Source organism: Pseudonocardia sp. DSM 110487 (assembly GCF_019468565.1).
In the GTDB taxonomy this organism is placed as follows: domain Bacteria; phylum Actinomycetota; class Actinomycetes; order Mycobacteriales; family Pseudonocardiaceae; genus Pseudonocardia.
In genome coordinates this window covers 9432233-9449102 of sequence record NZ_CP080521.1, presented here as the reverse complement: position 1 = coordinate 9449102, position 16870 = coordinate 9432233, and the positions used below count along the sequence as shown (strand labels likewise).

14 protein-coding genes and 1 pseudogene are annotated in these 16870 nt (G+C 72.7%); 10 read left to right on the top strand and 5 right to left on the bottom strand.

Annotated elements, in window-relative coordinates:
- Positions 1-97 precede the first annotated feature (97 nt).
- Both K1T35_RS44600 and K1T35_RS44595 read left to right on the top strand, forming a co-directional pair.
- Entirely contained in the window at positions 98-1759 is a 1662-nt protein-coding gene (locus tag K1T35_RS44600) for an AMP-binding protein (RefSeq protein WP_255621349.1), read from the top strand.
- Between the two features lie 255 nt (positions 1760-2014).
- Positions 2015-2401, top strand: a complete 387-nt coding sequence (locus tag K1T35_RS44595) for a cold-shock protein (protein ID WP_220257669.1) — start codon at positions 2015-2017, stop codon at positions 2399-2401.
- Between the two features lie 385 nt (positions 2402-2786).
- On the opposite strand, the gene K1T35_RS44590 is transcribed toward K1T35_RS44595, so the two are convergent.
- The 3 genes from K1T35_RS44590 to K1T35_RS44580 are packed head-to-tail and all read right to left on the bottom strand — an operon-like array spanning position 2787 to position 5718.
- Positions 2787-3266, bottom strand: a complete 480-nt coding sequence (locus tag K1T35_RS44590) for a DUF2771 family protein (protein ID WP_220257668.1) — start codon at positions 3264-3266, stop codon at positions 2787-2789.
- A gap of 17 nt (positions 3267-3283) precedes the next feature.
- Positions 3284-4882 (bottom strand): MFS transporter, encoded by a 1599-nt coding sequence (locus K1T35_RS44585; protein ID WP_255621348.1) that lies wholly within the window; start codon positions 4880-4882, stop codon positions 3284-3286.
- A 59-nt stretch (positions 4883-4941) separates the two neighbouring features.
- A complete protein-coding gene (locus tag K1T35_RS44580; RefSeq protein WP_220257666.1) occupies positions 4942-5718 on the bottom strand; it encodes a glutaminyl-peptide cyclotransferase in 777 nt (258 codons plus the stop codon).
- A 27-nt stretch (positions 5719-5745) separates the two neighbouring features.
- On the opposite strand from K1T35_RS44580, the gene K1T35_RS44575 reads away from it, so the two are divergent.
- From K1T35_RS44575 to K1T35_RS44545, 7 genes are all read left to right on the top strand, one after another.
- The gene (locus tag K1T35_RS44575) at positions 5746-6522 is read left to right on the top strand and encodes a DUF3027 domain-containing protein (RefSeq protein ID WP_370645265.1); all 777 of its coding nucleotides are present in this window, start codon (positions 5746-5748) and stop codon (positions 6520-6522) included.
- Entirely contained in the window at positions 6522-9422 is a 2901-nt protein-coding gene (locus K1T35_RS44570) for a sacsin N-terminal ATP-binding-like domain-containing protein (protein ID WP_220257665.1), read from the top strand. Before K1T35_RS44575 ends, K1T35_RS44570 begins: the two co-directional genes overlap by 1 nt.
- A gap of 28 nt (positions 9423-9450) precedes the next feature.
- Positions 9451-10776: a D-inositol-3-phosphate glycosyltransferase gene (mshA, locus tag K1T35_RS44565; protein ID WP_220257664.1), complete on the top strand. Its 1326-nt coding sequence runs from the start codon at positions 9451-9453 to the stop codon at positions 10774-10776.
- Complete coding sequence (locus K1T35_RS44560; RefSeq protein ID WP_255621347.1) at positions 10773-11267, top strand: YbjN domain-containing protein; 495 nt, start codon at positions 10773-10775, stop codon at positions 11265-11267. The genes mshA and K1T35_RS44560 overlap by 4 nt, the downstream gene beginning before the upstream one ends.
- A 156-nt stretch (positions 11268-11423) precedes the next feature.
- Positions 11424-12389, top strand: a complete 966-nt coding sequence (locus K1T35_RS44555) for a DUF4349 domain-containing protein (RefSeq protein WP_220257662.1) — start codon at positions 11424-11426, stop codon at positions 12387-12389.
- A gap of 117 nt (positions 12390-12506) precedes the next feature.
- Positions 12507-12701 (top strand): hypothetical protein, encoded by a 195-nt coding sequence (locus K1T35_RS44550; RefSeq protein ID WP_220263322.1) that lies wholly within the window; start codon positions 12507-12509, stop codon positions 12699-12701.
- A 419-nt stretch (positions 12702-13120) separates the two neighbouring features.
- The gene (locus K1T35_RS44545; RefSeq protein ID WP_220257661.1) at positions 13121-14695 is read left to right on the top strand and encodes an AMP-binding protein; all 1575 of its coding nucleotides are present in this window, start codon (positions 13121-13123) and stop codon (positions 14693-14695) included.
- Between the two features lie 96 nt (positions 14696-14791).
- Here K1T35_RS44545 and K1T35_RS49985 read toward each other — a convergent pair whose 3' ends face one another.
- Positions 14792-15265, bottom strand: a complete 474-nt coding sequence (locus tag K1T35_RS49985) for an N-acetyltransferase family protein (protein ID WP_370645543.1) — start codon at positions 15263-15265, stop codon at positions 14792-14794.
- A gap of 89 nt (positions 15266-15354) precedes the next feature.
- Here K1T35_RS49985 and K1T35_RS49980 point away from each other — a divergent pair.
- A pseudogene (locus K1T35_RS49980) lies at positions 15355-16107 on the top strand (N-acetyltransferase family protein); the annotation flags it as partial.
- On the opposite strand, the gene K1T35_RS49975 reads toward K1T35_RS49980, so the two are convergent.
- Positions 16016-16732: an FAD-dependent monooxygenase gene (locus K1T35_RS49975; RefSeq protein WP_370645263.1), complete on the bottom strand. Its 717-nt coding sequence runs from the start codon at positions 16730-16732 to the stop codon at positions 16016-16018. The pseudogene K1T35_RS49980 and the gene K1T35_RS49975 overlap by 92 nt on opposite strands.
- Positions 16733-16870 lie beyond the last annotated feature (138 nt).

Here is a 16870-nt window from a genome sequence, read left to right as displayed (position 1 = left end):
GAGCGGGTTTCCTCCCCATCCGGAGGTGGCGATTGCGGATCAGTCGTCGCAGGATGAGCGACACCCGCCGCCGATGACGTCGAAAGGACCCATCGCCGTGTCCGTTGCCGCACCCGCCGTTCCCTCCTACGCATCGGGAACGTCCGATGTCCCGCTGCTCGGCGACACCATCGGGGACAACTTCGACCGCACCGCAGCGGCCCGGCCCGACGCCGAGGCCCTCGTCGACGTGCCGACCGGCCGCCGGTGGACCTACGGCCGGCTGCGCGAGGACGTCGACACGCTCGCCCTTGGTCTGCACTCGGCCGGGGTGGTCAAGGGCGACCGGATCGGCATCTGGGCGCCGAACCTCCCGGAGTGGACGCTGGTGCAGTTCGCCACGGCCAAGATCGGGGCGATCCTCGTCAACATCAACCCCGCCTATCGCACGCACGAGCTGGAGTACGTGCTGAACCAGGCCGGGATCTCGATGCTCGTGGCCACGCCGAGCTTCAAGACGTCCGACTACGAGGCGATGATCAAGGACGTACAGCCGAACTGCCCCGGGCTGCGGCAGGTGATCCTCATCGGCAGGCCGAACTGGGACGAGCTGATGGCCGACGGCCGTGGCGGCGACCGCGCCGAGCTCGTCCGGCTGCAGGCCGCGTTGAGCCCGGACGACCCGATCAACATCCAGTACACGTCCGGGACCACGGGCTTCCCGAAGGGCGCCACGCTGTCCCACCACAACATCCTCAACAACGGCTATTTCGTGGGGCGGCTCTGCGGCTACACCCCCGACGACCGGGTGTGCATCCCGGTGCCCTTCTACCACTGCTTCGGCATGGTGATGGGCAACCTCGGCTGCACGACCAACGGCGCGACGATGGTGATCCCCGGCCCCGGCTTCGACCCGAAGGCCACGCTGAAGGCCGTCGCGCAGGAGCGCTGCACCTCGCTCTACGGCGTGCCGACGATGTTCATCGCGGAGCTGAACGACCCCGACTTCGAGTCCTTCGACCTGTCGTCGCTGCGCACCGGGATCATGGCGGGCTCGCCGTGCCCGGTCGAGGTGATGAAGCAGGTCGTGAACCGGATGGGCATGACCGAGGTGACGATCTGCTACGGCATGACCGAGACGTCACCGGTCTCCACCCAGACCCGCGCCGACGACTCCCTCGAGCGGCGGGTGTCGACGGTCGGGCGGGTGCACCCGCACGTCGAGGTCAAGATCATCGACCCGGAGACAGGGCTGACCCTGCCTCGCGGCGAGCCGGGTGAGCTGTGCACCCGCGGCTACTCGGTGATGCTCGGGTACTGGGAGGAGCCGGAGAAGACCGCCGAGGCGATCGACACGGCTCGCTGGATGCACACCGGCGACCTCGGCGTCATGGACGCCGACGGGTACGTCAACATCACCGGCCGGATCAAGGACATGGTGATCCGCGGCGGCGAGAACATCTACCCGCGCGAGATCGAGGAGTTCCTCTACACCCACCCGGACATCCTCGACGCGCAGGTCATCGGCGTTCCGGATGCCCGCTACGGCGAGGAGCTGTGCGCATGGGTGACCCTGCGCGAGGGTGCCCCCGAGCTGACGGCCGATGCGGTGCGCGAGTTCGCCACCGGCAAGCTCGCGCACTACAAGATCCCCAGATACGTGCTGGTGGTCGACTCCTTCCCGATGACGGTCACCGGCAAGGTCCGCAAGGTGGAGATGCGGGCGAAGAGCGTGGAGCTGCTGGACCTGGGGGATGCGGCGACGCTCCGCAACGCCTGACGGCGCAGGCCGAACGGCGCTCTCCTTCAGACCTATTGGACGAGCGCGCCGTTCGTCCGGATGCCGAGCCGTCGGATTGCCGGGAATTGAACGGATGCGCGGCGTGGGTCGGGCGGACTAGGGTGGTGCCCACGCGTCCCGGTGTCGCTCGATGGGCCGACCAAGTGGAGGTCCGGCATCCCGGGGCGCGTTCGTCATGCGGTCCGCCTTGGCGCCGCAGGACGTCGGGTTCGATCGAGGAACGGGTGAGCAGGGGTGCCGACCGGCAGGGTCAAGTGGTACGACGCCGACAAGGGCTTCGGGTTCCTCGCTCAGGACGGTGGCGAGGACGTCTACGTCCGCAAGGCTGCGCTGCCGGCCGGGGTGCAGGCGCTCAAGGCCGGGCAGCGCGTCGAGTTCGGGATGGCGGAGGGCAGGCGCGGTCCGCAGGCGCTGTCGGTGCGTCTGGTGGACACGCCGCCGTCGGTGGTCGAGGCCGTCCGCCGGCCGGCTGAGGACCTGCACAGCCTCATCGAGGACATGATCCGGCTGCTCGAGACGAAGGTGCAGCCGGACCTGCGCCGGGGCCGCTACCCCGACCGCCGCACCTGCAAGCTCTCGGCCGAGGTCGTGCGCGCGGTGGCCCGCGACCTCGACGGGTAGCACTCCGGCCGGCGTTCGTGACCGTTCCTGTGGTCGCCGGGCGCGGGCCGCATCTCGGCACGGCGGAGCTGCCGGCGCAACCCGCGTCGGTCGACGCAACCCGTCGTAGGTCAGACACCCCGTCGACCGGGCGCGCCAGCCGAGAACGAGCGCGCCGGGCGGGGGCTGGCCCGGCGTGAGCGTGTGATCGTCAGATCGGCGCGCGTTCCGACCGGGGTGTACGTGGCGCGGTCACGACCCGCAGCCGAAGCCGAGATGGCACTGAGCGCGGTCCGGAGAAGATCGAACAGCGCTGCATGCCATCTCGGCGGGAGCGCGTGGCCACGACAGGGCTGGGCCACGGCGGGCCGCACACCATCGCTGTCGGTCCCGCGGAGCAAACCGGCTAGCCCGCGTTCAGCACCCAGCTCGCCCGGATCGGGAACTCCAGCTCCCCGGTCTGCGGGTTCGGCTGCGGTGGCGGGCCGTACTGCTGCACCTCCGCGGTGAGCAGCCGGTCCTCCGGCACGCCCAGCTGCAACGTCCAGTCGCTGCGCGAGTCGGGGCCGAACACCGGGCTGCGCTCGTCGGTGGGCGTGCCGGCCGCGTCGGCGTAGCTGAACACCACCTGCCACGGCGACTGCGCGATCTCGGGCGGCACCGTGACCTGCACCGGCGTGCCGGGCGGCACCGCGAGGCGCACCGGGGCGGCGACGTCGGTGAGGCACTGCGTGAGCTCGACGTCGCAGTACTGCGCTGGACGGGCGACGATGCTGGCCGCGCCTGCCGTGAACGTCACCTGCGGTGGTGGGGGCGGCGGCTCCGTGGCCCCGCAGCCGGCGAGCAGCAGCGCGGCGACGGGGGCGGCGAGCAGGCGGCGCGGCACGGGCACCACGGTACGGTTCACGCGCCGCCGGGAACGCGGTGCCCGATGAACGGCAGCAGGCTGCGGCCGCGCGCGACGAGCGCCGACTGCGCGCCTGCGAGCGCGATGACCCCGGCGATCACGGCGAAGCCCAGCCAGAACGTGTCGTGCGGCAGCAGCACCCCGATCGCCCCGCCGAACACCCAGGCGAGCGCGAGCACCGTCTCCGACCGCCCGAACGCGGACGCCCTCGACTCATCGGGGAGATCGCGCTGGACCACCGCGTCGAGGCACACCTTCGCCAGCGCGCTCGCCGCGGCGCCGATCAGGCCGACGAGCGCGGCGGTGGCGATGCCCGGCAGCAGTGCAGCCACCCCGCTGACGACGACGGCGGCCGTGACGCAGGACATGATCACCGCGTCGGACTTGAGGAACTGCCGCCGAGCGCCCACCGCGTTGCCGGTGAACGAGCCGATGCCGGCCGCTGCACCGACGATGCCGATGAGGAGGAGCTGCCGGGCCGGGTCGGTCTCCGACTGCTCGCGCACCACGAACGCGACGAACAGCGTGAGGAACCCGGTGAGCACCCGAACGGCGCCGTTGCCCCACAGCGCGACCGTGACGTGGCGGCCCATCGGCGTGCGCTTGCCCCGCGCGGTGGTGCGCAGGGTGGCGGCCACCTCGCCCATCGTGGACTCGACCCAGCGCGGGATCCGCAGGCACACGACCGTGCCGGCCACCGCGAGGACGGCGGTGAAGATCAGCGCGCCCGGGGAGTCCCACAGCCATGCGACGCCCGCCGCCAACGCACCCGCGAGCCCGCCGGCGATCAGCCCGAACGTCGTGAGCCGCGAGTTGGTGGTGACCAGCGTGATCGCGCTCGGCAACACCCGAGGGGTGACGGCGGCCTTGAGCACCGCGAACGACTTGCTCAGCACCATCGCGCCGAGTGCGGCCGGGTACAGCAGCCAGTTCTCGTAGTTGAACGCCATCACGACGGCGAGCACCGCCCGTCCGGCGAACGAGACCGCGAGCGCTGCCCTCCGGCCTCGCTGCAGCTTGTCGAGCATCGGCCCGATCACCGGCGCCACCACCGCGAACGGGGCGACGGTGATGATCAGGTAGAGCGCGACGTTCGTCTTGCTCTCCGCCGTGGCTGCGGCGAAGAACAGCGTGTTGGCCAGCGCGACGGCCACGGCGGCGTCGACCGCGTAGGTCATCATCGTGGCGTAGGTGAGCGCGGTGAGACCGGAGCGGTCGGCCCCGTCGGCCGTGGTGGCGCGGTGGAACGCGCGGATGCCGCCCTCGGTGAGCTCGCGGCTGCGCAGCGCGGCCACCCGGGTGACGGTGAGCTTGCGCGGCATCCGCCGCGCGGGCGGTGGCTCGGGTTTCGGCTCCGCGGGCTCTTCGGGCTCTGCTGGTTCGTGGGCCTCGTGCTGCGGCGGTGGCGGCGTCCAGGGACGAGGCGGGGGAGTGCGGCGGTGGGCGGCCGGGTCGTAGTCGGGGTCGTCGTGCCACGGGTAGCGCCTGCGGGGCACGTAGCGATCGGTCTCGTCCGCCCCAGGTAGGCCGCCGTCGTCCTCCGCGGCCCACGTACGGCGGCCGCGGCGGGACTGGGGCGACTCGGGACGGGCCACGGCTCCATTCTGACCCATCGGGGCGACACTGTGACCGGTTTGCGATCTGGTGTCCCCCGCTACTCCGGGGTGAACCGCACCCGGAACGACGCCGGCCAGAGCTTGCCCGTCACCAGGTACTCGTCGCCGCCCAGCGCGGCGATGCCGTTGAGCACGTCGGCGTCGCCGCGGCGCTCGTCGTCGAGCAGCCCGGTGGCGTCGACGACCGCCGTGACGCGTCCGTCTGCCGGGTCGATCCGCAGGATCCGGTCGGTTTGCCAGATGTTCGCCCACACCTGCCCGTCGACGCACTCCAGTTCGTTGATCTCGGTGACCGGGTCGCCGTCGAGGGTGACGGCCACCGATCCGGTCTCGGCGAACGACTCGGGGTCGTGGAAGCGCAGCCGGTCGGTGCCGTCACTGCGCACGAGGCGGTCGCCGTCGCGGCACAGGCCCCAGCCCTCGCCGTCCATCGGCACCTGGCGCAGCAGCGTCAGCCCGGCGCGATCCCACTCGAGCGCCACCCCGTCCTGCCAGGTGAGCTGCCAGATCCGGTCGCCGACGACGGTGATGCCCTCGCCGAACAGGCGGCCGGGCAGCGGCACCTCCTGCCGGACCTCGCCCGTGTCCGGGTCGAGCTCGCGCAACTGTGACCGGCCGGCCAGCCCGGTGCCCTCGTACAGCGCGCCGTCCGGGGCGAGTTCGAGGCCCTGCGTGAACGCATCGGTGTCGTGCGGCAGCTCGGCGAGCACCGTGGGACGCAGCCGCTCCACCGCGGGAGCCGGGGCCGGAGCGGCGGCGGCACACCCGGCGAGCACCACCGCCAGCGCCCCGAGCAGTGCACGCCCGAAGGTCATGGCGGAGAGGGTGGCACAATCCCTCCGGTGAACGCCGTACCGACCCTCGACCCGCCCGCTCGGCTCGTGGACGCGGTGGAGCAGGCTCGGGCCGCGGCGGTCGAGGAGGCCGCGGCGGACCTCGGCCCGCACGCCGCTGAAGGTGCCGTCGGCGAACACCTGGAAGCCGTCCCGGAAGGCCCCGACGCCGTCAGCCACCACTTCGCCGCCACCCAGGGCGGCTACCAGGGCTGGCGCTGGTCGGTCACCCTCGCCGCGGCGGGCGAGGACACGCCCGTCACGGTCAGCGAGGTCGTGCTCATTCCCGGCCCCGACGCACTGGTGGCGCCCGAGTGGGTGCCGTGGGATGAGCGGGTGCGTCCGGGCGACCTCGGCGTCGGCGACCTGCTGCCCGCCCAGCAGGACGACCCGCGACTCGTCCCCGGCTACATCGCCTCCGACGACCCCGCCGTCGAGGAGGTCGCCGTCGAGGTGGGGCTGGGCCGCCGCCTGGTGCCGTCCCGCTACGGGCGCGACGAGGCAGCCCGGCGCTGGCACGACGGCCCGCACGGCCCGGCCGCGGACATGTCCCGCGCCGCCCCCGCGCCGTGTGGCACCTGCGGATTCTTCTTCCCGCTCGCCGGCTCGTTGCGGGCCGCGTTCGGGGTGTGCGGCAACGAGTACTCGCCCGCCGACGGCTCGGTCGTCGACGTCGGGTTCGGCTGCGGCGCCCACTCCGACGTGCAACCCGACACGACGTCCGCGGTGGCGGTGGCCGAGCTCGTCTACGACGACGGCGTCGACCTGGAGCCGATCGGACGGTAGTGGACGATCCTTTCGGCACGGCGGAGCTTCGTTCCGCCGTGCTCTCAGCATGGGCGGACTCGCCCACCCGCTTCCGCGAGGACGCCAACGCCGAGGAGGACCTGCGGCTCGGCGGGTACGCCGATGCGTGGTTCGTCGAGCTCGCCCAGAACGCGGCCGACGCGGCGCGGGCCGCGGGCGTGCCCGGGCGGGTGCGCGTCGAGCTGCGGGACGGCGAGCTGGCCATCGCCAACACGGGTGCGCCGCTGGACGAAGCGGGTGTCGCCGCGCTCGCGTCCCTCCGTGCCTCGGCGAAGCGGGACGACCCGGGCTCGGTGGGGCGCTTCGGCGTCGGCTTCGCGGCCGTGCTCCCGGTGTCGGACGCCCCGCGGGTGTCGAGCGCGAACGGCGGTGTGGCGTTCTCCGCCGAGCGCACGGCCGCCGAGGTTGCCGCCTTCCCCGGGCCCGCGGCCGAGCTCGCACGGCGGGACGGTCCGCCGGTGCTGCGACTCGTCTGGCCGACCGACGAGCGTCCGCCCACCGGCTACGACACCGAGGTCCGGCTGCCGCTGCGTCCGGGAACCGACCCCGCCGCCCTGCTCGCCGAGGCCCGCGACGGTGCCGCCGACCTGCTGCTGGCGCTGCCCGATCTCGTCGAGATCGCCGTCGGTGAGCTGGTCGTGGCCCGGACGGACGGTCCCGGTCCCGGTGAGGTGACGATCTCGGGGCGCCGCTGGCTGCTGGCCCGCCGGGCGGGCCGGATCGACGACCTCGCCGCGCAGGCGGAGCCCGTCGAGCAGCGGGGTCGGCGGGACTGGTCGGTGTGCTGGGCGCTCCCGCTCACCGCCGACGGCGCCCCCGATCCCCTGCACGCCGACGTGCTGCACGCCCCGACGGCCACCGAAGAGCGGTTCTCGCTCCCCGCCCGGCTGATCGCCACCGTGCCGCTCGAGCCGGACCGCCGCCGGGTGCGGCCGGGCCCGGCCGCCGACGCGGTGCTGGCCGGGGCCGCGGCGGCATACGTCGACCTGGTGCGCGTCGTCGCTCCCGAGGCGCGCATCGCGCTGGCGCCCGAGCCGGGCTTCCCTCGCTCCGAGCTGGACGGGCAGCTGCGCGAGCTGCTCCTCGCCGCACTGCGCGGAACGGCGTGGCTGCCTGCCGTCACGGGCGCGGAGCTCGCGCCCGGCCGCGCGGAGTGGCTCGACGTCCCGCCGCTGGACGGACCGGCCGCCGCGCTGCCCGGACTGCTCGCCGACGCCGGGTTCGACCGGCTGCTCGCCCCGGTTCCGCCTGGCACCAACCCGGCCGTGCTGGCCGAGCTCGGCGTGCACCGGATGCCCCTTGCCGAGCTCGTGCAGCGCCTGCTCGGGGTGGAGCAGCCGCCGGAGTGGTGGCGGTCGCTCTACGCCGCGCTGGAGCCACTCGCCGACACGATGCCGGGCGCGACGGACGAGCTGCGTGCCCTCCCCGTCCCACTGGCCGATGGCCGCATGGCCGCGGGCCCGGCCACCGTCCTGCTGCAGCCTCCGGCCGACGACGGCGTGGAGCGCCTGGCCGCGCTCGGGTTGCCGGGCTTGCACATCGCGCATCCCGCCGCGGTGCACGCGTTGCTCGAGCGGCTCGGAGCGAGCCTCGCGGAGGCGGGGGCACTGCTGGAGCACCCCGCGCTCGCCGACGCCGTCGAACGCTCTGTGGACGACGCCGAGGCCGGGCTGGACGTCCGCCCGCTGGCGGAGGCGGTGCTGGCACTCGTCGCGGAGACGGGGAGCGCACCCGAGGCGCTCGCGGCACTGGCCCTGCCGGACGCCGAGGGCCACCCGGCGCGCGCCGACGAGCTCATGCTCCCGGACGCCGCCGTTCGGCCACTGCTCGCCCCGGACGTCCCGCTCGACCCGATCGATGCGGCGTTCGCCGCGCGCGTGCCGCGTGCCGCGCTGCTCGCCGTCGGCGTCGTCGACGGGTTCACGGTCGTCGTCGACGAGGAACCGGTTGCGCCCGACCACGACCTCGACGACGAGGAGCGCTGGTGGGACGGCCTGGAGGCCCCGCCGGTCCGCCTGGTGGCGGTGCGGGATCTCGACCTCGTGGCCGACGACGCGTGGGCCGCCGCGCTCACGCTGCTCGCGAGCGAGCGGGACACGCGCGCCGCTCTCACCGCGCCCGGCTCGTACACGGCGTGGTGGCTCGGGCGACACGCCCGCCTCGGTGGCCGCCGCCCCGCGCATTGGCGGCTCCCGACCGCGAGCGACCTGGGCTCGCTCTACGACCCGCCGCCCGGCGACGGCCTCCCCGACGAGGGTGTGCTCGCCGCGATCGGGGTGCGCGCCGACCTGCGGATCCCCGACACCTCGACGGCCGCCGACCTGCTGGCGCGGCTCGCCGACCCGGCCCGCACCCCGGACGTCGCTCTCGCCGCCGAGGCGTACGCCGAGCTCGCCGACGCCGTGGCCGACGGCCGGGTCGACCCGGCCGACCTGGAGCTCCCCGAACGGGTCAGGGCGCTCGACGGCACCGTCGCGGACGTCGAGACCGCGATGGTGCTCGACCACCCGTGGCTCGCCGCTGTGCTGCCCGCAGGCGAGCTGGCCACCGGAGGCGACCCGTCGGCGCTGGCCGAACTGCTCGACCTCCCGCTCGCGTCCGACGTGGTCGTCGCCGAGGTGGAAGGCGACGGACGGACCGTGCGGTGGGCCGAGCTCGCCGAGATCGTCGTGGCGTGCCACACGCTGGAGATGCAGGTGCCCGACGGGGATCTCGCGGTTCACGACGAGCTGTGGGTTCAGGTGAAGCGCCCTGGTCCCGACCGGTTCCGCGTGCCTGCATGGCGGGACACCACGGGCCGGTGGCACGCCACCGACCCCGTGCACGCGCTGCTCGGTCTGCTGGCCCACGAGGCATCGGTGGCGAACTCGTCAGGTTGAGCCTGCCCCGCGCGTGCTACACAGGGTCGTGACCTCCGTCCGCACCGACGTACCGCGGCGACCCGACCGGGTGTGCCTGCTGTCCGTCCACACCTCGCCGCTGGAGCAGCCCGGCACGGGCGACGCAGGCGGCATGAACGTCTACATCGTGGAGACCGCCACCCGGATGGCCCGGCGCGGCGTGGCCGTCGAGGTGTTCACGCGCGCGACCTCGTCGGATCTCCCCCCGGTGGCGGAGCTTGCGCCGGGCGTGCTGGTGCGGCACGTCGTCGCCGGGCCGTTCGAGGGCCTCGGCAAGCACGACCTCCCGAGCCAGCTCTGCGCCTTCACCGCGGGCGTGCTGCGCACCGAGGCACACCAGGAACCCGGCTACTACGACGTCGTGCACTCGCACTACTGGCTTTCCGGGCAGGTCGGCTGGCTCGCCAGAGACCGGTGGGGCGTGCCGCTCGTGCACAGCGCCCACACCCTCGCCAAGGTCAAGAACGCGGCGCTCGCCGACGGCGACCAGCCAGAGCCCATGGTGCGCGTGATCGGCGAGGACCAGGTCGTGGCCGAGGCCGATCGCCTGATCAGCAACACCGACGAGGAGACGCGCCAGCTCGTCGAGCTCTACGACGCCGACCCGCACCGCACCGTCGCGATCCCGCCCGGCGTCGACCTCGGGCGGTACACCCCCGGAGACCGGGCCACGGCGCGCACGGCGCTCGGCATCGCGCCGGACGCCGTCGTGCTGGCCTTCGCCGGGCGGATCCAGCCGCTCAAGGCCCCGCACGTGCTGCTGCGGGCCGCGGCGGAGCTGCTGCGCCGCGACCCGTCCCTGCGGTCCCGGCTGGTCGTGCTCGTCGCGGGCGGGCCGTCCGGCAGCGGGCTCGCGGAGCCCACCGCCCTCCAGGGGCTCGGCGCCGCCCTCGGCATCACCGACGTGCTGCGGTTCCTGCCACCCCAGAGCAGGGACGGCCTCGTGGACGTCTACCGAGCCGCCGATGTGGTGGCCGTCCCGAGCTACAACGAGTCGTTCGGGCTCGTGGCGCTCGAGGCGCAGGCCTGCGGCACCCCGGTCGTCGCGGCACGGGTGGGCGGGCTGCCGGTCGCGGTGGCCGACGGCGTCTCCGGCCTGCTCGTCGACGGCCATCGCGACGAGCAATGGGCCGACGCGCTCGGCGCGGTCGCGCTCGTGCCCGGCCGTCGCGCCGAGCTCGCGGCCCACACCGTCGGGCACGCGCACCGGTTCTCATGGGATCGCACCACCGATGCCCTCCTCGACACCTACGCCGATGCGTCCGCCGAGTTCGCCGAGCGCCAGTGGCAGGCCATGCGTGCCGGGCTGGCGGCCGGGATGATCGAGGGGTGACCGCAGCGGATCCACCGGCCGTCGACGCCACCGTCGCGGCCGCACTGGCCGAGCTCGACGTCGACCACCACCGCCGTGAGCCCGGTCAGTTCCTCGTGACGTTGCCCGGCACCAACCGGCTGCAGACCCACTGCTGGCTCCTCGTCCGCGAGCACGCCCTCTTCGTGCAGGCGTTCGTCTGCCGGCAGCCGGACGAGGCCCACGACGCGGTCTACCGGTTCCTGCTGCAGCGCAACGCGCGCCTCTACGGGGTGCACTACGCGCTCGACCGCGTCGGCGACATCCACCTGATCGGCCGGATCGGTCTGCACGCCGTCACGGCCGATGAGCTCGACCGCGTGCTCGGCCAGGTCCTCGAGGCCGCCGACGGCGACTTCAACACCCTGCTGGAGCTGGGCTTCGTCACGTCGATCCGCCGCGAGCACGCCTGGCGCCAGGACCGCGGCGAGAGCCTGGCCAACCTCCGAGCCTTCGAGCACCTGTTCACCTGACCCGCGAGTCGCGGTCTGGGTGTACGCGAGTCGCGGTCTGGGTGCGCGCGAGTCGTGGTGTTTCCGGGTGCCGTGACGGGATCGTGACCCACGGCGGCCAACCCGCACCGCCCTGCCCTCCGTCCTGGTGGCGGACAGGGTGAGGAGGCGGTGGCGGTGGTGCAGGTCAGGATCAGGCGCCGGGTGGTGCTGGTCGGGGTGGGAGTCGTGCTCGCGGTGCTGGTGGCCGCATTCACGCTCGTGCAGGTCGGGGGCGACGCCGGTGGCGGTGCGAGTGACGTGATGGCCGTCGCCCCGGCCCGCCCGGCCCCCTCGATCGGTGTGGGGTCCGCTGCTGACGAGAAGGGGTCCGCGGCCCCGGAGATGAGCGGGGGCGACGCGCAGGTTCCGGGCGTCCCGCTCGGGGCCGTGCAGCGGCAGCTAGTGCGCACCGCGCAGGTCACGGTCGAGGTGGGCGACCCCGCGACCGCGGTTCGCCAGGTCCGCACCGCCGCCGCGAGCGCAGGCGGGTTCGTCACCGAGGAGCAGTCGAGCGACACCGGCAGCTGGCTGGTGCTGCGGGTGCCCACCGACGCGCTCGACCGGCTCGTCGACGACGTCACCGGGTACGGCCGTGTGGTGTCTCGCAGCAGCCAGGTGCTCGACGCCACGGAGGAAGTGGTGGACCTCGATGCGCGGGTGGCCACCCAGACCGCGAGCGTGGCGCGGGTCCGCGGGCTGCTCGCCGAGGCGAGCTCCATCGGCGACGTGGTGGCGATCGAATCGGAGCTCGCCCGGCGGGAAGCCGAGCTGGACTCCCTCACCCGTAGGCTCGCGGCGCTGCGGGACCAGGTCGCGATGTCGACGTTGACCGTGGACCTGCGTGGTCCGGTTGCCGTGCCGCCGCAGGACACCCGACCGGCACCCGGTTTCCTCGACGGCCTCGCCGCAGGCTGGGAGGGACTGCGCGCCATCGGCTCGGCCGCGGCCGCCGTGGTGGGGTTCGTCCTGCCGTTCCTGCCGGTCCTCGCTGTGCTGGCCGGTTTCGTTCTGCTCGGCCGCCGGATCGTCCGGACACGGCGTACGCCTGCCACGGCTGGAGCAGGTGGGCGGAGCGGCCCGGGATCGGAGGGCGAGTCATGAGGAGCGCGAGCTACCTGGTCAGCGGATGCTGAAATCCACCGCGCATGCGTTTGGGCCGGTTCGTGGGTGGGCAGCCGTCCGGCGAAGGCCGCCCAGCGAGACAACGAGGTCGACGTCATGACCGAGGAGCAGGAGACCAGGGTTCCTCCCGGTACCGACACGAGTGAGGTCGCACCGAACCCGGCCGGCGTCGTGCAGCCGGAGCCGCCGGAGGGCGGACCGGAAGCCGAACCGGACAGCCCAGATCCCGCCGACCTCGCACCGGGTTTCGGAGGCACATCCGAGACCCGGCCGGAGAGCCACGAGGACTGAACCGGCCCACAGACAGTGACGACGGGCCCGCACTCGTGGCAGTGGTCGACCGCAGGGTGAAGCCATGGTCAGACGGGATATGCGGGAAATCTTCCCTCGGTGGGCGGAGCGGCCCGGGATCTGAGGGGGAGTCATGAACTCGGGCCACTCCGCTGAAACCGCCACGTCGACCGCGCGATCGGGGGCACCGCACGCCGGTGGCAACCGGTGCGGCGAGGGGACGCCGCTCCGGACCGGCCGGGCGAGTGGGGCTCGCCAGGGCCAGCGCGCTCACCCTGGCAGGCGGTGACGATCAAGACAACCCTTCCGGGTTAGGCCATTCAGGTGAAAGCCGCCGGTCGGAGCCCATATCCGGTCTGGACCATTGCGGCCTACCGGTGGGTAGAGTCCCGCTACTGCCACCCGCAAAGGAGCGCCGCATGCCCGTCCGCAGCCCGTATCCGGACGTCGAGATTCCCGAGATCTCGCTCTTCGACTTCCTCTTCACCGGCTTCGGCGAGAGTGCCGGAGCCCCGGCGTTGATCGACGGCACCTCGGGCGCGACGATCACGTTCGGCGAGCTGCACGGCATGGTCGGCAAGATCGCCGCGGCGCTGGCCGAACGGGGGATCGGCGCCGGTGACGTGGTGGCGCTGTTCGCCCCGAACACGCCGCACTACGTGGCCGTCTTCCACGGGGTACTGCGGGCGAACGCCATCGTCACCAGCGTCAACTCGCTCTACACGCCCGGCGAGCTCGCCCACCAGCTCTCCGACTCCGGCGCCAAGCTGCTGTTCACCGTGTCGCCGTTCCTCGACCGCGCAACTGCGGCTGCCGCCGAGGTCGGCCTCGCTCCCGAGGCGATCGTCGTCCTCGACGGGGCGGAGGGCCACGCGAGTCTGCGCGACCTGCTCGCCACCACCGCGGAACCGCCTGCCCAGACCGTGACGGCGGCCGACACGGCCGTGCTGCCCTACTCGTCGGGCACCACCGGTCGGGCGAAGGGCGTGGTGCTCACCCACCGCAACCTCGTGGCGAACCTGCAGCAGATCTCGGCGATGGGCGATGTCAGCAGCGACACGAAGATCCTCGCGGTGCTGCCGTTCTTCCACATCTACGGCATGACGGTGATGATGAACCAGGGCCTGCACAAGCGGGCCACGGTCGTCACGATGCCGCGTTTCGACCTGCAGGAGTTCCTCCGGATCATCGCCGATTACCGGGTGGGCCGGGTGTACATCGCCCCGCCGGTGGCCGTCGCGCTCGCCAAGCACCCGATCGTCGACCAGTACGACCTCTCCTGCATCGACGTGATCTTCTCGGGCGCCGCCCCGCTCGACGCCGAGCTCGGGCACGCGGTCGCCAAGCGCCTCGGCTGCACGGTGCTGCAGGGCTACGGGATGACCGAGCTGTCACCGGTGAGCCACTGCATGCCGGACAACCGCCCGGACCTTGACCTCAACAGCTGCGGGTTCGCCATCCCGAACGTCGTGTCGAAGCTCGTGGACCCGGAGACGGGCAAGGAGGTCGGACCCGGCGAGCGCGGTGAGCTGTGGGTCAAGGGTCCGAACGTGATGTCCGGCTACCTCAACAACGCAGAGGCCACCGCGATCACGCTCGACGCCGAGGGCTACCTGCACACCGGTGACGTCGCCACCGTCACGGAGGACGGCGTGTTCACGATCGTCGACCGGGTCAAGGAGCTGATCAAGTACAAGGGCTACCAGGTACCGCCCGCGGAGCTGGAGGCGCTGCTCCTGACCCACGACAAGATCGCCGACGCCGCGGTCATCGGCGTGCACGACGCCGAGGGCGAGGAGGTGCCGAAGGCGTTCGTCGTGCGTCAGGAGAGCGCCGCCGACCTCACGGCCGGCGAGGTGATGGCGTTCGTCGCGGAGCGGATCGCCCCGCACAAGAAGGTGCGGGTGGTCGAGTTCATCGACCAGATCCCGAAGTCGGCGTCGGGCAAGATCCTGCGCAAGGACCTGCGGGCCCGGGAGGCGGCGACGAGCTGAACCCTCCGGCGGCGCAGTCCGGCTACGCCGGCACCGCTCGGCTCGCTCGCTCCTGCCTCCGGCCCGCTCGCGGCCGGCGGCACCTGCTACCCGGCCCTACCTCGGAGTCAGGCCGCATCTCATGAGCCAAGTATCGGCAGTGCCCTCGCCGGTCACGCGGCCCGATCGATCTCTCGCCACCCATCGGTGCTCATGCCGACCGACCACTTCGTAGCCCAAGCGCTCGTACAGACGTCGAGCTGCGACATTCTCAAGGTCGACGTCCAGGCTCACCAGCTCGTGACCACGGCTCCTGCACTCCTCGTGCGCCGCCTGCCACAACAACGACCCGACGCCACGACTGCGCCAGTCCTCCAGCACGTCGCCGCCGTAGATCCATGGGTTCGGTGGATCGCACGCTCCCGCCCAGCGCACGGACACGGCGCCAACGACCTGCCCGTCGGCCTCAGCAACGAGGAGCTGCTCCAACCCATCCATGGCCGAACGGACGCGCCAGAATCTGCGATCCGGGTCAGGGACCAGCCCAGCCAGGACGTCGGTGTCAGCGCCACCCCCACGGCGAATCTGCACGTCAGGCACCAAATAAGCATGTCGATTGCCAGATCCGCCAGCAACCGCAGGTGCGGGCTCCGCATGGGCGCCTACGGCGTCGCTGCGCGATGGCGCAAGCGCCACCCTTGCCCCCACCGCTCCGACGAGCAATACGGCCAGGACGAGGGGGACGGGGGAAGTGCGGGTCCGAGCGCGAGACTGCCCAACCGCGGAACCTGTACGGAACGGCTCTCGTAGGTGCCCTCGCTGTGCCTGCTGTTCGCCCTGGTCAAGAGCAGATAGAGCCACCCTTCTTCAGGAGGGCGAACGGTTCCACGTCTATGCCGATCCGGCGGGGCACCCGTTCTGCCTCGCCGAGTACTGACAGGGGGCGAGCCTTCCCTGGAAGCATCGGCCGCATGGTCGAGCTCCGAGAGGCGACCCCGGCCGACGCCCATGCCATCGCCAACGTGCTCGTGCGGTCCTGGCGCGCCGCCTACCGTGGTCTGCTCCCCGACGACGTGCTGGCCGGCCTATCCCTCCCCGATCGGGAACGGTTCTGGTCGGAAGCGCTCACCGCCCGCCGGCCGAACACGCGCGTGGTCGTCGCAACGAGCGCAGGGGCTGTCGTCGGCTTCGCCGCGACCGGTCCGCCGCTGGTGCCGGCCGACCGCGCCGACCCCACGATCGGCGACCTCTACGCGCTCTACCTCGACCCCGACGTCTGGGGCCGCGGCATCGGCACCCAGCTGCACACCGCAGCGCTCGACCGCCTCCGATCCTGCGGCTTCACCCACGCCGGCCTGTGGGTTCTCGATACCAACGAACGAGCCCTGCGTTTCTACGACCGCCACGGCTGGGCCGAGACCGGACGTTCCCAGCTCGACCGCGGCCCCGGCGGCACCGAGCTGCACGAACGACGACTACACCGCAACCTGAGCGACTGAACCGACAACCGAGCACCCGCGGGCTCCGTCCACACCAGGTACCGCTCTGGGGTCGGAGAACGGCCTTCGCGGGCGTGGGCCCCAGCGTCCGGTCCGGATCCGAGGCACGCGGGTCGCCGAACCACTGGGGAAGGCTGCCGAGCAGATCCTGCTGGTCGTCACCGACCCACGCCACGTGGCCGTCCGGCCGCAGCAGGACCAGCTCGCACCCGCGCAGGATCTCGGCGCCCAGCTCGGTGGCGCGCTCGGCCAGAAGGCGATCGGTGGTGGTCTGGGGGATGCCGAGGACGTAGGGATGGGCGGTGTCCAGGTCGGGCGGCGGCTTCTGGATGCCGACGAACCCGCCGGCCGGGTACTGCCGGCCGTGCGCGAGGAACCGCTCCGGCAGGCCTCGCTGGTCGATCACCTCGATGCTGCGCACGTGCAGGCCGAGCGCGCGGACGACCATGGTCGGCGTCGCGTCCTTCTCCAGCACGATCACGTCCACGCCGTGCAGCCGCAACTCGCAGGCCAGCATCAAACCCGTAGGCCCGCCGCCGGCGATGATCACGTCGCTCATGCCCCCCAGGTGGCGCCAGAAGCATGCGGAATCCGTTGTTTCCGCAGGTCCTGGCTTCGGCCGCAGATTCTGCGGCACGACAAGGGGCTTGCCGCGAGGCCCGGGTGCGCTAGAGGTGAAAGTGGCGGGGAACTCGCC